This window comes from Flavobacterium sp. 2, from assembly GCF_049949195.1.
Classification (GTDB): Bacteria; Bacteroidota; Bacteroidia; order Flavobacteriales; family Flavobacteriaceae; genus Flavobacterium.
Genome location: NZ_CP188206.1, coordinates 4,950,145 through 4,964,752 on the forward strand (window position 1 = coordinate 4,950,145; position 14,608 = coordinate 4,964,752).

General features: G+C 33.7%; 11 protein-coding genes. 9 read left to right on the top strand and 2 right to left on the bottom strand.

Features of this window, described 5'->3' with window-relative positions; all coding sequences use genetic code 11:
• Positions 1–416 precede the first annotated feature (416 nt).
• Positions 417–1,349 (bottom strand): alpha/beta hydrolase, encoded by a 933-nt coding sequence (locus tag ACNFIH_RS21545; protein ID WP_426484724.1) that lies wholly within the window; start codon positions 1,347–1,349, stop codon positions 417–419.
• Between the two features lie 375 nt (positions 1,350–1,724).
• Between ACNFIH_RS21545 and ACNFIH_RS21550 the strand changes: the two genes are divergently transcribed.
• The 9 genes from ACNFIH_RS21550 (at position 1,725) to ACNFIH_RS21590 (ending at position 13,028) form a co-directional block, all read left to right on the top strand.
• On the top strand, positions 1,725–3,320 hold the full coding sequence (locus ACNFIH_RS21550) for an MFS transporter (RefSeq protein WP_426484725.1): 1,596 nt from the start codon (positions 1,725–1,727) through the stop codon (positions 3,318–3,320).
• 44 nt (positions 3,321–3,364) lie between these two features.
• Positions 3,365–4,681, top strand: a complete 1,317-nt coding sequence (locus ACNFIH_RS21555) for an MFS transporter (protein ID WP_426484726.1) — start codon at positions 3,365–3,367, stop codon at positions 4,679–4,681.
• A gap of 100 nt (positions 4,682–4,781) precedes the next feature.
• Positions 4,782–5,621, top strand: a complete 840-nt coding sequence (kduI, locus tag ACNFIH_RS21560) for a 5-dehydro-4-deoxy-D-glucuronate isomerase (RefSeq protein ID WP_426484727.1) — start codon at positions 4,782–4,784, stop codon at positions 5,619–5,621.
• 4 nt (positions 5,622–5,625) lie between these two features.
• Positions 5,626–6,417 (top strand): gluconate 5-dehydrogenase, encoded by a 792-nt coding sequence (locus tag ACNFIH_RS21565; protein WP_426484728.1) that lies wholly within the window; start codon positions 5,626–5,628, stop codon positions 6,415–6,417.
• Between the two features lie 25 nt (positions 6,418–6,442).
• Positions 6,443–7,846: a glucuronate isomerase gene (uxaC, locus tag ACNFIH_RS21570; protein ID WP_426484729.1), complete on the top strand. Its 1,404-nt coding sequence runs from the start codon at positions 6,443–6,445 to the stop codon at positions 7,844–7,846.
• A gap of 178 nt (positions 7,847–8,024) precedes the next feature.
• Positions 8,025–9,047, top strand: a complete 1,023-nt coding sequence (locus tag ACNFIH_RS21575) for a PfkB family carbohydrate kinase (RefSeq protein WP_426484730.1) — start codon at positions 8,025–8,027, stop codon at positions 9,045–9,047.
• A 9-nt stretch (positions 9,048–9,056) separates the two neighbouring features.
• Entirely contained in the window at positions 9,057–9,728 is a 672-nt protein-coding gene (locus tag ACNFIH_RS21580) for a bifunctional 4-hydroxy-2-oxoglutarate aldolase/2-dehydro-3-deoxy-phosphogluconate aldolase (protein ID WP_426484731.1), read from the top strand.
• A gap of 213 nt (positions 9,729–9,941) precedes the next feature.
• On the top strand, positions 9,942–11,390 hold the full coding sequence (locus tag ACNFIH_RS21585; protein WP_426484732.1) for a tagaturonate reductase: 1,449 nt from the start codon (positions 9,942–9,944) through the stop codon (positions 11,388–11,390).
• An 18-nt stretch (positions 11,391–11,408) separates the two neighbouring features.
• The gene (locus ACNFIH_RS21590) at positions 11,409–13,028 is read left to right on the top strand and encodes a UxaA family hydrolase (RefSeq protein WP_426484733.1); all 1,620 of its coding nucleotides are present in this window, start codon (positions 11,409–11,411) and stop codon (positions 13,026–13,028) included.
• Between the two features lie 269 nt (positions 13,029–13,297).
• Here ACNFIH_RS21590 and ACNFIH_RS21595 read toward each other — a convergent pair whose 3' ends face one another.
• Entirely contained in the window at positions 13,298–14,326 is a 1,029-nt protein-coding gene (locus ACNFIH_RS21595) for a LacI family DNA-binding transcriptional regulator (RefSeq protein ID WP_426484734.1), read from the bottom strand.
• Between the last annotated feature and the right edge of the window lie 282 nt (positions 14,327–14,608).

The window sequence follows — 14,608 nt, forward strand, 5'->3', positions numbered from 1 at the left end:
TCTAGAATAAGAAATAATGTAAAGAAAAAGTTAAGTTTTGTATTTTTTTTGAATTTTTATAAGTTAAAATTTAAAACGTTAGTTCTTTGTTTTCAGTGTTTTAAATAAAATACGAATGTTAAAAATAAAAATATTTTTTTAGAATGAGGAAAACCGTAATGTTTTAGCAAATCATGAAAGTAAATTTGTCGCATAGAAATAGAGATTTATGGTGTTTTTGCCTTTTTTAATCATCATTTAAAGATTTCTATTGATTGTTACTAGTTTTTGGAGAAACACAGTAAGTTGAAATTTGACACATTCATTTGATCGTGGGTACTTGTATAAATTTGCAAGATAAATACAAGAAGTCAAAATTTTTATCGGGTTTTTAGATTTGGTTACACGTTAGCTGAATTTAAAAACCCTTTTTTTATTTAATAATATCCATGACTTTTAAGCCATTCTTCGCAGTCTTTTGTCCAGTTTTTGCTGGTATCTTTAATGCCTAAGCCAAAGCCGTGACCGCCATTTTCATATAAATGTAATTCTGATGTAACATTATTTTTTTTGAGTGCTAGATAATAATTAATACTATTTTCGGGTAAAACGGCTGTATCATCGGTAGCATGAACTAAAAAAGTCGGAGGCGTTTGTTGTGTCACTTTTTTATCATTGGAAAAAGAATCAATTATTTCCTGTGATGGATTATTTCCCAATAAATTGGTTTGTGAACCTTTGTGTGTGATGTTATTTTCCATAGAAATAACGGGATAAATTAAAAGAGAAAAATCTGGACGCGCACTTATTTTTGAAACAGATTCATATGTTTTCTCATCATAATGTGTTGCCAAAGTTGAAGCTAAATGTCCGCCAGCCGAAAACCCAATTGTACCAATTTTATTGCTGTCGATATTCCATTTTGCTGCATTTTCACGCACATAGCGAATAGCTTCCTGAGCATCTTGCAACGGACCAATATTTTTGTTTTTCATAATTAAATCGCTTGGTAAACGATACTTTAAAACAAAGGCAGTAATGCCTAAACTATTCAGCCAGTTTGCGACTTTTGTTCCTTCTTTATCCATTGAAAGGTGCGAATATCCTCCACCTGGGAAAATAATTATAGCGGTCTGATTTGGTTTTACATCTTTTGGAATAAAAATACTTAGAGTTGGTATTGTAACAAAACTTGTGCTTTGAAGGATCCCATCTTTTATAGTTTGCTTTTCCTGGTAATCTGCAGAAATAATTTCATCTGGGATTTTACTCCATAAAGGAATTATTTGGTTTTGGGCCTGCAGTTGACAAATAGTTAATGTAAACAAAGTGAGCAGGATGAATGGTTTTTGATAAAAAATGGCTTTCATTTTTTTTGATTTAGAATGTAATAGTTTGATATAGTTTACGGTAAGGAAAAACAACGTAAGAATAGGGGCAAATATTCATTTTTGCTTCAGGACAATTTTCGTACTTTAAACGGATGAATTTAGCACTTTGATATTTAACAAATATATTGTTTAATATGTAATATTGTGGTATTTTTTTTATTCGATATGTTTATTTATTCGAATAAAATAATTTTTTATATAATTTATTTGGATTATAAAGATTAAAAACTATATTTGTGCAATCGATTACATTAATTTGTTTTATTTGTATTAAATCCTTGTTTTTTAGTGCTTTTAAATTCGAATTGAGAGATAAAACTAACTAACTAAAAAACATAAATTTTTATACTAACCATGAGCCAAAAAGATTCAGTTACTACCAGCCAAAGCAGCAAATCAATAGGGAAATATCGATGGAGCATTTGTGGATTGCTATTTTTTGCCACAACAATCAATTATTTAGATCGTCAAGTTCTTTCTTTAACCTGGAAAGATTCTATTGCTCCAGAATTTCACTGGACAAATAGTGATTATGGAGATATAACTGCTTTGTTTTCGATATTTTACGCTGTTTCATTATTATTTGCTGGTCGATTTGTAGATTGGTTAGATACAAAGAAGGGGTTTTTGTGGGCAATTGGAGTTTGGTCTATAGGAGCTTGTCTTCATGCTTTTTGTGGTATTGCTACTTCTGGAATAATTACAGGAGATTGGTTTGTGGGCTTTCATGGATCAAAAGAAATAATAAGTACTGTTCAGGATACTGCCTTGGTAATTAATGTAAGTGTTACTTTATTCATTTTTGCACGTTTTGTTCTGGCTGTCGGAGAAGCAGGAAACTTCCCAGCTGCTATTAAAACTACGGCAGAATATTTTCCAAAAAAAGACAGAGCTTTTGCAACTAGTATCTTTAATGCTGGCGCAACGGTTGGGGCTTTGGCGGCGCCAGTTACAATTCCTTTTATAGCTAAAGCTTTTGGCTGGGAAATGGCTTTTATTATCATTGGAGCTTTAGGATTTATTTGGATGGGATTCTGGATATTTATGTATGATAAACCAGAAAAGCATAAAAATGTATCTGCTGAGGAATTGGCTTATATTCAGCAAGATGATATCGCTGAAAGTAAATTAGAAGGTTTTGTTCCAGAAACTTCTTCAAAGGTTTCTTTTAAAGAATGTTTTAAATACAAACAAACATGGGCTTTTGCATTTGGTAAATTCATGACTGATGGTGTTTGGTGGTTCTTTTTATTCTGGACTCCGGCTTATTTGAGTTCAGTTTATGGAATGGATTCTGCACAGGCAGCTTGGCCATTGTTTGTTCTTTATGCTATTACGTTGTTGTCAATTATCGGAGGGTGGTTGCCGACTTATTTTGTAGAAAAAAAAGGTATGAATCCATATGAAGGAAGGATGAGAGCGATGCTTATTTTTGCCTTTTTCCCTTTATTAGCTTTAGCTGCTCAGCCTTTAGGTTATATTAGTTATTGGGTGCCGGTTATCATTATCGGAATCGCAGGTGCAGCACATCAGTCGTGGTCAGCAAATATTTTTACTACAGTTGGAGATATGTTTCCAAAGAAAGCAATCGCAACGATTACAGGTATTGGAGGATTAGCAGGAGGAATTGGTTCGACAATTATAAACAAAGGATCTGGCGTATTATTTGATTTTACGCAAAGAAATTGGAGTACTATAAATGGTCAGCCATTATTGGAAAAATATCCGCAATTTCAAAATGCAGTTACAGAAAAGGCTTTTTTGGCTGAAAAAGGAGCAGGAAATTTAGAAGAGTTCTTAAAGTTACTAACAACAGAAGGACAAAATGTTGTAAATGGAATAAACACTGGATATATGATTATTTTTTCAATCTGTGCTGTTTGTTATTTGGCAGGCTGGTTAGTAATGAAATCATTGGTTCCAAAATATAGCCCAATTAAAGATCTTTAAAAAGATTTATACTGACTAACCAACCAACTTAAACCAAACCAACCATGAATCAAGCTAATGCAGCAATAGGAAAATACCGCTGGACTATTTGTAGTTTAGTTTTTTTTGCAACGACTGTCAATTATTTAGACAGAAATGTAATAAGTTACCTTAGGCCTTTTTTAGCAGAAGCTTTTCATTGGACGCCAGAACAAGAGGTTATTGATTATTCGAATATTGAACTTGCATTTAAAATTGCATATGCTCTGGGAATGCTGGTTGCAGGTGGAATCATTGATAAATTGGGTACAAAATTAGGTTATGCAATTGCAACAGGATTATGGAGTTTAGCAGCAATTGGCCATGCATTGGCAACTGGAACGGGAGGTTTTTTAATAGCGAGAGTATTTTTAGGAATTACAGAAGCAGGAAATTTTCCGGCAGCGATAAAAGCAACAGCTGAATGGTTTCCACAGAAAGAAAGGGCTCTTGCAACAGGGATTTTTAATTCAGGAAGTAATATTGGGGCAATCATTGTACCGCTTACAGTTCCTCATATTGCAGAAAAATACGGTTGGCAATGGGCTTTTATCTTAACAGGGATTGTTGGTTTTGTTTGGCTTTTATTATGGTTTTTATTGTATGAAGTGCCTCAAAAACAAAAGCGTTTGTCTCAGGCTGAATTAGAATATATTACTTCAGATCAAGTTGAAGTTGCTGAAGAGAATTCAACGGAAAAAGTTTCATGGATAAAACTCTTATCATTTCGTCAGACATGGGCTTTCGCAATTGGAAAACTGCTAACAGACCCAGTTTGGTGGTTTTATTTATTCTGGCTTCCTGACTTTTTAATGAAACAATACAAACTAACTGCAACTGAAATTATTTGGCCTTGTGCACTTGTATATATGATTGGAAGTGTTGGAAGTATTGGCGGTGGCTGGCTTCCGTTAAAATTAATAAATAATAATTGGCCGGCTTATAAAGCTCGTAAAACAAGTATGTTGCTCTATGCGTTTGCAGTTTTGCCGGTTTTATTTTCGCAATATCTTGGAACGATAAATATGTGGTGGGCAATTTTAGTTATTGGTTTGGCAGTTTCTGCACATCAGGCATGGAGTGCCAATATTTTTACTACAGTTTCGGATATGTTTCCAAAAAAAGCCACAGCATCTGTTACAGGAATGGGAGGGATGTTTGGTGCGCTAGGCGGTATATTGCTGACCTTGCTGGTTCAAAAAAACATGTTCGTTTATTATACTAAAATTGGTAAAATTGAAACGGGATATTTCATTATGTTCTGCATTTGCGGATTCTCTTATTTATTAGCGTGGCTCATCATGCATATATTGGTTCCGAAAATGAAAAAAGTAGAATTATAAAGAAAAAACAACGCTAAGTGAAATATTTTTTTGGTTTCAATTATGGTATTTCAATATAAAAAATTAAATTTGTGCAATCGATTACATTAATTTAGAAATTATGACAAAATATAGTTCAAGATACGCATCAAGCCCCGAAGCAGTAAAAAAATATGATACACAACAATTGAGAGAAGAATTCTTAATTGACGACTTAATGCAAGAAGATGAAGTGGTGTTGGTTTATTCTCATTACGATAGATATATTGCTGGATCGGCAGTTCCTGTAAAAGGAGATTTGGCTCTGGAAACAATTGATCCGTTGAAAGCGCCTTATTTTTTAGAAAGAAGAGAATTAGGTATTATTAATGTTGGTGGAAGCGGTTCTGTTGTTGTTGAAGGAACAACTTATGAGTTAGGTTTTAAAGATGCTTTGTATATTGGAAGTGGAAATAAAGAAGTGATTTTCAAAAGTGCTGATGCTAATAATCCAGCTAAGTTTTATCTTAATTCGGCGCCAGCTCATACAACTTATCCAACGGTAAAAGTAAGTTTAGCTGAAGCAAACAAATTAAACTTAGGTGCAGTAGAAACGGCAAATCACCGTACAGTAAATCAAATGATTATTGGAAGCGTGGTTACAACTTGCCAATTGCAGATGGGAATGACGGAATTAAATACAGGAAGTGTTTGGAATACAATGCCGGCGCACGTACACGATCGCAGAATGGAAGTTTATTTCTATTTAGATATTCCAGAAAATCAAGCAGTTTGTCACTTTATGGGACAGCCACAAGAAACAAGACATATCTGGATGAATAATCATCAAGCCGTTATTTCTCCACCTTGGTCAATTCACTCTGGTTCAGGAACTAGTAATTATACTTTTATCTGGGGAATGGCAGGTGAGAATTTAGATTACGGAGATATGGATGTTTGTAAAATCACAGATTTAAGATAAGAAAATGACAAATTTATTTGATATACAAGGAAAAGTTGCCCTTATCACAGGAAGTACACACGGACTGGGTATGGCAATGGCAAAAGGATTAGGTCAAGCGGGAGCGACAATTGTGGTGAACGGAAATTCTTCTCAAGAAAAAATTGACAATGCGGTTAATGAATTAAAAAGTGAAGGAATAAATGCTGTAGGATATAAATTCAATGTAACCGAAGAAAAAGAAGTTGCAGAAGCAGTTCAAAAAATCGAAAAGGAAGTTGGACCAATCGCTATCTTAATCAACAACGCCGGAATCATTAAAAGAATTCCGCTTCTAGAAATGGAAGTTGCTGATTTCAGAGAAGTAATTGATATTGATTTGGTAAGCCCGTTTATTGTTTCGAAGCATGTTGCAAAAGGTATGATCGAAAGAAGACAAGGGAAAATAATCAACATTTGCTCAATGATGAGTGAATTGGGAAGAAATACAGTTTCTGCTTACGCTGCTGCAAAAGGTGGTTTGAAAATGCTGACTAAAAATATGGCAACAGAATGGGCAAAATACAATGTTCAGATCAACGGAATTGGACCAGGTTATTTTGCTACAGAACAAACAAAACCGATTAGAGTTGACGGACATCCGTTTAATGATTTTATCATCAGCAGAACTCCGGCAGCAAAATGGGGTGATCCAAGTGATTTGGCTGGAGCAGCAATATTTTTGTCTTCAAAAGCAAGTGATTTTGTAAACGGTCACATTTTATACGTTGATGGTGGTATTCTTGCTACTATCGGGAAACCATCAAACGAAGAATAATTCTCAATTTTTACTTAAGAAAGACATGAGCGCGAATACATTCATAAACGATAATTTTTTACTAGAAAATAAATTTGCTGAAGAATTATATCATAATTATTCTAAAAACCAGCCAATTATTGATTACCACAATCACTTAAATCCGCAGTTTATTGCTGAAGACAAAATCTTTGACAACATAACTCAGGTTTGGATTAACGGAGATCACTACAAATGGCGTGCAATGCGTACATTAGGAATCAACGAGCAATTTGTTACTGGAAATGGTTCAGATAAAGATAAATTCTTAAACTGGGGAAAAACAGTTCCGTACACAATGCGTAATCCTTTGTATCACTGGACGCATTTAGAATTGGCTCGTTATTTTGATATTTATGACCTTTTGAATGAAAAATCGGCTGAGAAAATTTATATCGAAACGTCTGAAAAAATAAATTCGCAAGCATACAGCACGCAAAATCTTCTTAAAAAAGTAAATGCTGAATTGGTTTGTACAACTGAAGATCCAATCGACAATTTGGAGTTTCATAAAAAACTGATTCAAAATCCAATTGGAACTAAAATGAGTACAGCTTTCAGACCTGATAAAGCGATTTTAATTTCAAATGACGGATATAACGCCTATGTAGATACTTTAGGAGAAGTATCTGGCATCGCGATTGAAACTTATACTGATTTACGCGCAGCACTGAGAAAAAGAATTGAATTCTTTAATGCAAATGGATGTAAATTAAGTGATCATGGACTTGATCAAATTTATTTTGAAAATTTCACTGAAAATGAAGTGAGCGCAATTTTCAAAAAGAAAAGAGAAAACGGAGAATTATCTCCAGAAGAAGCATTGAAATTCCAAAGTGCTGTTTTATTATTCTTATCTGAAACATATCATGAATTTGGATGGGTACAGCAGTTTCATTTAGGTGCTTTAAGAAACAATAATGCGCGTATGCACAGAATTTTAGGCCCAGATACTGGATGGGATTCTATTGGAGATTATCCGCAGGCGCAAAAATTGTCTAGCTTTTTAAATGCGTTAGACAGCAAAGATAAATTATCAAAAACGATAATCTACAATCTAAATCCTGCTGACAATGAAGTAATGGCGACGATGATCGGAAATTTCAATGACGGAAGCGTTCGTGGAAAAGTACAATTTGGTTCAGGATGGTGGTTTTTAGATCAGAAAGACGGAATGACTAAACAGTTGAACGCGCTTTCAAACATGGGCTTAATTAGCTGTTTTGTTGGAATGTTGACCGATTCTAGAAGTTTTTTGTCGTTCCCAAGACATGAATATTTCAGACGTATTTTATGTAATCTTCTTGGAGACGAAATCAAACGCGGAGAGCTTCCAAATGATATGGAATGGATTGGAAAACTAGTTTCTGATATTTCATATAACAATGCTAAAGAATATTTCAAATTTTAAAAAGTTTTTTGAACCATTAAGATATTAAGGAAATTAAGTTTTGAGCTTAAAATTAATTTTTAAGAATAAAAGATAATGAAGCAGAAATGCTTAATAAACTTAATTTTTTAAGTATAGAATTTAAAAATAAAAACTTAATTTCCTTAATATCTTAATGGTAAATAATAAAAAATATAATATGAGTAGAGTAGTTTCATTTGGAGAAATTATGCTTCGTCTATCGACAGAAAGACATTTGCGTTTTTCGCAATCTACAGCATTTGGTGCTACGTACGGAGGCGGAGAATTTAATGTAGCTGTTTCTTTAGCAAATTATGGCGTGAATGCAGAATTCGTTACAAGATTACCGGAAAATGAAATTGGTTTTTCGGCATTAAAAGAAATCCGAAAAATGAATGTCGAGTCTAAAAACATTGTTTACGGAGGAGAACGTTTAGGGATTTATTTTCTTGAAACAGGTGCAGGAACTCGCGGAAGTAATGTAGTTTACGATCGTGCGCACAGTTCGATGGCAACTATTCAAAAAGGAAATATTGACTGGGATAAAGTTTTAGAAGGTGCCGAATGGTTTCATTGGAGTGGTATAACACCAGCTATTTCTGAAAGTGCCGCCGAAGCTTGTTTAGAAGCGATTAAAGTCGCACACAAAAAAGGAATTATGATTTCCTGTGATTTAAACTACAGATCAAAATTGTGGCAGTATGGCAAAACGCCAAGTGAAGTAATGCCAGAAATGCTGAAATACAGCAATGTTATATTGGGGGATATTGATACGGCCTATTTTATGTTAGGAATTCCTAAAGTAAATCCGAATTATCAAGACGAAAAAACACTTCCAGTGGTATATGATAAATTGTTCGAATTGATTCCGAGCTTAAAAGTTGCAGCAACGACACTTCGTTATTCTGTCAGCGCTTCACACCAAAGAATTGGTGGAATTTTATATGACGGTAAAGCAATTTACAGCGCTGCAGTTAAAGAAGTAACGCCTGTAGTTGACCGTGTAGGAAGCGGAGATGCTTTTATGGGCGGTTTAATTTATGGTTTACTGCAATATCAAAATAATAATCAAAGAGCTTTGGATTTTGCTGTTGCTGCTTGTTGCTTAAAACATACAATTGCAGGTGATTATAACTTGGTAACATTAAAAGAAGTTGAAAATATGATTGATGGCGATGGTTCGGCATTAGTTTCAAGATAAAAAATAAAAATGGCAAAATATTCAAGAATTGAAGTAGCACAGCAAATGAAAGAAAACGGAATGGTTCCGCTATTTTTTCATTCTGATATAGAATTAAGCAAAAAAGTACTGAAAGCTTGTTACGATGGAGGCTCACGTTTAATGGAATTTACAAGTAGAGGTGATTTTGCTCATGAAGTTTTCGGTGCCTTAAATAAATATGCTTTGGCAGAATTGCCAGGAATGATGCTTGGCGTTGGTTCAATAACAGATGCAGCTTCAGCTTCACTTTATATGAGTTTGGGCGCAAATTTTATTGTAACTCCAGTTTTTAGAGAAGATATTGCAATTGCTTGTAATCGTCGTAAGGTATTGTGGTCACCAGGCTGCGGTACACTTACTGAAATTGCAAGAGCAGAAGAATTAGGTTGTGAAATTGTAAAGTTATTTCCAGCTGATATTTACGGACCAGAGTTTATCAAAGCGATAAAAGGACCATGTCCATGGACGAACATTATGCCAACGGGAGGTGTTTATCCAACGGTTGAAAGTTTGAGTTCATGGCTGAATGCCGGTGCAACTTGTGTTGGTTTAGGTTCGCAGTTAATTTCAAAAGATATATTGGATAAACAAGATTTTGACGGTTTACAGGCTAAAGTAAGTCAGGTTTTGGAGATCATTAAAAATATTAAAAATAAATAGGGAATAATCATACCAGTTCCTTATTTGGCATGCGGTTTTTTTTAGAGTTTTAGATGTTGTAATTGAACATTACGCTTGCAAAATAAATCTTGTCACTCCTCACAGCAGGATTTATTTTACTCTTTCAGGTGTAATGTTTCTTTTACAATATAGAGCCGAGAAAAAATGAATAAGGTATTGAATGGTTATTTATAACGCTCAAATGAATTTATAATGGAAAAAATTAACAGATCAAATACGGAGTTTTCACATAGACTTCCGATAAAAATAGTGCAGTTTGGAGAAGGAAATTTCTTGAGAGCTTTTGTAGAATATGCTTTTCAGGAATTAAACAAAAAAGCAGATTTCAATGCTGGAATTGCAGTTGTACAGCCTATTGACAGAGGATTAGTGAACATGATTAATGATCAGGATGGTCTGTATACTTTATTCATGAAAGGCGTTAAAAAAGGTGAGGAAATTCAGGAAAAAGAATTAATTACTAATATTGTAAAAGCGGTTGATCCTTATGCTTCTTTTCAGGAATTTTTGGCTTTAGCCAAAGAAGAAGAATTAGAATTTATTATCTCTAATACTACTGAAGCTGGAATCGAATATATCGAGTCTGATAAACCATCTATGCAACCTCCAGTTTCTTTTCCTGCAAAATTAACTGTACTTTTGCATGAAAGATTTAAACATTTCAATGGTGATAAATCTAAGGCTTTGACAATTATTCCTTGTGAATTAATTAATTATAATTCAGATACTTTAAAGGAAATTGTTTTGAAATATAGCAATGATTGGAATCTTGGAGAAGATTTTAAATCATGGCTAACTAACGATTGTTCTTTTCATAATACTTTAGTTGACAGAATTGTTCCGGGGTATCCAAAAGACCAAATCGAAGAATACAACAGTCAGCTTCTTTATAAAGATGATTTGATTGTAAGTGCTGAAAGTTTCTTTTTATGGGTAATTGAAGGTGATGATAAATTAAAAGCAAAACTTCCGTTTGAAAAAACAGATTTAGATGTAAAAATTGTGGCTGATATGCAGCCGTACCGTACGCGTAAAGTTAGAATTTTGAATGGTGCACATACTGCAATGGTGCCGTTTTCATTGCTTTACGGAAATGAAACTGTAAAAGAAACTGTTGATAATGCCTTTACAGGCAAGTTTGTAAACAAAGCAGTTTTTGATGAAATTAATGAAACTTTAAACATGGATAAAGAAGAACTAGCTAGTTTTTCTGAAGAAATATTAGATCGTTTCAGAAACCCATTTATTAAGCATTTATTATCTTCAATTGCTTTAAATTCTATTTCTAAATTTAAAGTTCGTGTATTACCAAGTTTAACGGGTTATGTTGATGTTCATCATAAATTGCCTGCTCATTTAACTTTTGCATTTGCGTGTTTAATTCGTTTTTATAAAGGTACTTGGAAAGGTGAAAGCTTGCCAGTTCAAGACAGTGAGGATATTGTTTCGTTCTTTAACGGACTTTGGACATCAGATGATTATAATAAAATAGCGAGATTGACTTTGCAAAATAAAAATTTCTGGGATGAAGATTTGACTGAAATTCCTTCTCTTACCGAATCGATTGCAAAAGCTTTAGAAGAAATTGATGCAAATGGTGTGGAGCAAGGCTTCATCAATTTTCAAAAACAATTAAATTAAGAATTACATACAATAGTTATGGCAACTCAAAAAAAATTAATAAAAGTCAACCCGGCAGATAACGTAATTGTCGCTTTAACCGATTTGGTACAAAACGAACAAATTATGTTTGAAGGATCCACTGTCTCGCCAACAACTGATGTTAAAGCAAAACATAAAATCACTGAGAAAGATTTTGCAATTGGTGATGATATTATAATGTACGGCGTTTTGGTTGGAAAAGCTGCTAGACCTATAAAAAAAGGAGAAGTAATTACCACCGAAAATGTTAAACATCAAAGTGAAAAAGTTTTTGGTAAAAACGGAAATTTAGGTTGGACTCCACCAAATGTAGATCGTTGGAAAGACAAAACTTTCAACGGATACCACCGTACTGATGGACAGGTTGGAACCAAAAACGTTTGGTTGTTTTTTCCATTGGTTTTTTGCGAAAACAAAAATATCGAAAAACTGAAAGATATTTTTGAAAACGAATTAATGCCCAAAAAAGAAGTTTCTTATAAAAATTTGTTACGCTCTTTAATTGAAGAAAAAAGCGTAGAAGAAGTTTCGAATAAAAATTTAAATGAAAATCTTTTAGATAATGTCGAAGTAAAATTCATCAATCATCAAGGTGGTTGTGGAGGGATTCGACAAGATTCAGAATTGTTGGCAAAACTGCTTGCAGGATATGTGAACAACCCAAATGTTGCAGGTGCAACTGTTTTAAGTTTAGGTTGCCAAAATTTGCAAGTTGATATTTTTAAAAAGGCATTGAAAGAAATGAGTCCGAATAGTGATAAAGAAATTTTGATCTATGAGCAACAACAAATTGGAACTACTGATCAAATGTTTCAAATGGTGATTAAAGATTCTTATGAAGCCATTAAAAGAGCCAACAAAATTGAACGCAAACCTGCTCCTCTTTCAAAGCTAAGTATTGGTTTAGAATGTGGAGGGTCTGATGGATTTTCAGGAATTTCTGCTAATCCGGCATTAGGAGTTGTTTCAGATATTTTTGCAGCTTTGGGAGGGAAAACAATTTTGGCAGAGTTTCCAGAATTATGTGGCGTTGAGCAAGAATTGATGAATAGATGTGTGGACGAAGAAAAAGCAGATAAGTTTTTAACTCTAATGAAAGCTTTTGAAAAATCAGTTGTAGATGCAGGTTCAGGGTTTGATATGAATCCATCTCCGGGAAACATCAAAGACGGATTAATTACAGATGCAATGAAATCTGCTGGTGCAGCTAAAAAAGGTGGAACTTCACCTGTTGTAGATGTTTTAGATTACGGAGAATATATTTCAAAACCAGGATTAAATCTTTTAAATACGCCAGGAAATGACGCAGAATGTACCACAGGATTGGTTGGATCGGGCGCAACAGTTGTTTTATTTACCACAGGTTTAGGAAATCCGATGGGAAATCCGATTGCACCCGTTGTAAAAATTTCTTCGAACACGGCATTAATTAATAGAATGTCTGATATTATCGATGTAAATGCCGGAACGGTGATTACTGGTGAAAAAACCATTACCGAGGTTGGAGCAGAAATAGTAGATTACATTATAGAATTGGCGAGCGGAAATGTGGAAACAAAAGCAGACCAGTTGAAACAAGATGTATTTATTCCTTGGAAAAGAGGAGTTTCTTTATAAGATAAAAAAAAGACACATACATGTAGAGACGCACAGCAGTGCGTCTCTTTTTTTTGTCATTTCGACCGAAGGGAGAAATCACACTAGAAACTCCATTTGCATTGTCGCCAATCTTTGTCGATTTTCTAGTGTGATTTCTCCCTTCAGTCGAAATGACAACAAAAAAGCAGTTCTTTTAGAACTGCTTTTTTGCTAAACTGTAGTTATATAACTAAACTGTAGTTATATAACTAAACTGTAGTTATATAACTTATATGGTATAAAAAAAATTAAGAATTGCTTCTTGAAGAAGACTTGCGAATATGCAATTCCGGAGCAAGAACTACCTTTTTCTCAATTTTGATTGTCTCTGTTTTGTCTACTTGTTCTAAGAAAACTCGGGCTGACATTTTACCCATTTCAAGAGGCGATTGATCAACAGAAGTAATCGATAATTCCATAAACTTAGTAAAAGGTTCGTTACTGAAACCCGCAACACAAAACTCTTTAGGAATGCTGATATTTCTTTCTTTAAGCTCTTGAATCGCTCCCAAAGCAGCAAAATCACTGGCAGAAAATAAAGCATCGGGAGGAGTGTCTAACGCTAATAAAGTATCAATTGCTTCTTTTCCGGCATCAACACTACTCTTTGTATGAATTACATATTCTTCTTTAAAAGTCATGCCATTGTCTAATAAGGCTTGCTTATAGCCTAAAAACCTGTTTTTAAAAATCTCAAGAGACTGATCTCCTGAAAAATGTGCAATTGCACGGCATCCTTCATTTATTAAATGTTTGGTGGCAACATATCCTCCTTTAAAATCATTAATAGTGACAGAACTTACACCATCTATATGTTTGCTTCGGTCAAAAAAGATTAATGGTACATTTTTTTCTAAAACATAATGAAAAGCACCGTCGTTTTCATCGGTAACATCAGTAACCGACATCATAATACCATCAACTTGTGCATCGATTAAAGTATAAAGATTTTCATTTTCCCTTTTTGGACTTTCGTGCGTCTGGCAAATGATAACCTGATAACCATGTGGATGAAGTTCTTCTTCAATTCCTCTAATGACAGATGCGAAAAAGTTGCTGTCAATACGAGGAACAATAACACCGATATTATTGCTTCTTCCGCTTTTTAATGCTAAAGCAAGTTTGTTTTGCTTATAGTTCATTGATGCAGCGGTTTTAATAACCAGTTCCCTTGTGCTTTCCTTTATTTTTGGATTATTATTTAAAGCTCTGGAAACAGTGGCAGCAGTGATATTCAATTTCTTGGCAATATCATAAATCGTTATTTTTTCGCTCATTCAAAAAGGTTTTCAGAATTAATTTAAGACAAAAATACATTTTTTTTATATATCTCAATATTTTTTGTTATCGATTACATAATTAATAACTAAAACGTTTGCAGCACTACAATGATAAAAAATTATGCTTTTTTTTAGCATAACTGTAATTATATTTGCAAATAAAAATTAAATATATAAATTATTTCTAAATAAATTTGTTCTGTAGAAACAAATTTTATACTTTCGTGTAATCGATTACATAATACATGGCTATTTGCTGGCTTAAATTATAAATTACTG

What these genes read in the sequence shown, in the direction of transcription:
- ACNFIH_RS21545 (WP_426484724.1), bottom strand. Translation starts at nt 1,349, where the DNA reads ATGAAAGCCATTTTTTATCAAAAACCATTCATCCTGCTCACTTTGTTT.
- ACNFIH_RS21550 (WP_426484725.1), top strand. Translation starts at nt 1,725, where the DNA reads ATGAGCCAAAAAGATTCAGTTACTACCAGCCAAAGCAGCAAATCAATA.
- ACNFIH_RS21555 (WP_426484726.1), top strand. Translation starts at nt 3,365, where the DNA reads ATGAATCAAGCTAATGCAGCAATAGGAAAATACCGCTGGACTATTTGT.
- kduI (WP_426484727.1), top strand. Translation starts at nt 4,782, where the DNA reads ATGACAAAATATAGTTCAAGATACGCATCAAGCCCCGAAGCAGTAAAA.
- ACNFIH_RS21565 (WP_426484728.1), top strand. Translation starts at nt 5,626, where the DNA reads ATGACAAATTTATTTGATATACAAGGAAAAGTTGCCCTTATCACAGGA.
- uxaC (WP_426484729.1), top strand. Translation starts at nt 6,443, where the DNA reads ATGAGCGCGAATACATTCATAAACGATAATTTTTTACTAGAAAATAAA.
- ACNFIH_RS21575 (WP_426484730.1), top strand. Translation starts at nt 8,025, where the DNA reads ATGAGTAGAGTAGTTTCATTTGGAGAAATTATGCTTCGTCTATCGACA.
- ACNFIH_RS21580 (WP_426484731.1), top strand. Translation starts at nt 9,057, where the DNA reads ATGGCAAAATATTCAAGAATTGAAGTAGCACAGCAAATGAAAGAAAAC.
- ACNFIH_RS21585 (WP_426484732.1), top strand. Translation starts at nt 9,942, where the DNA reads ATGGAAAAAATTAACAGATCAAATACGGAGTTTTCACATAGACTTCCG.
- ACNFIH_RS21590 (WP_426484733.1), top strand. Translation starts at nt 11,409, where the DNA reads ATGGCAACTCAAAAAAAATTAATAAAAGTCAACCCGGCAGATAACGTA.
- ACNFIH_RS21595 (WP_426484734.1), bottom strand. Translation starts at nt 14,326, where the DNA reads ATGAGCGAAAAAATAACGATTTATGATATTGCCAAGAAATTGAATATC.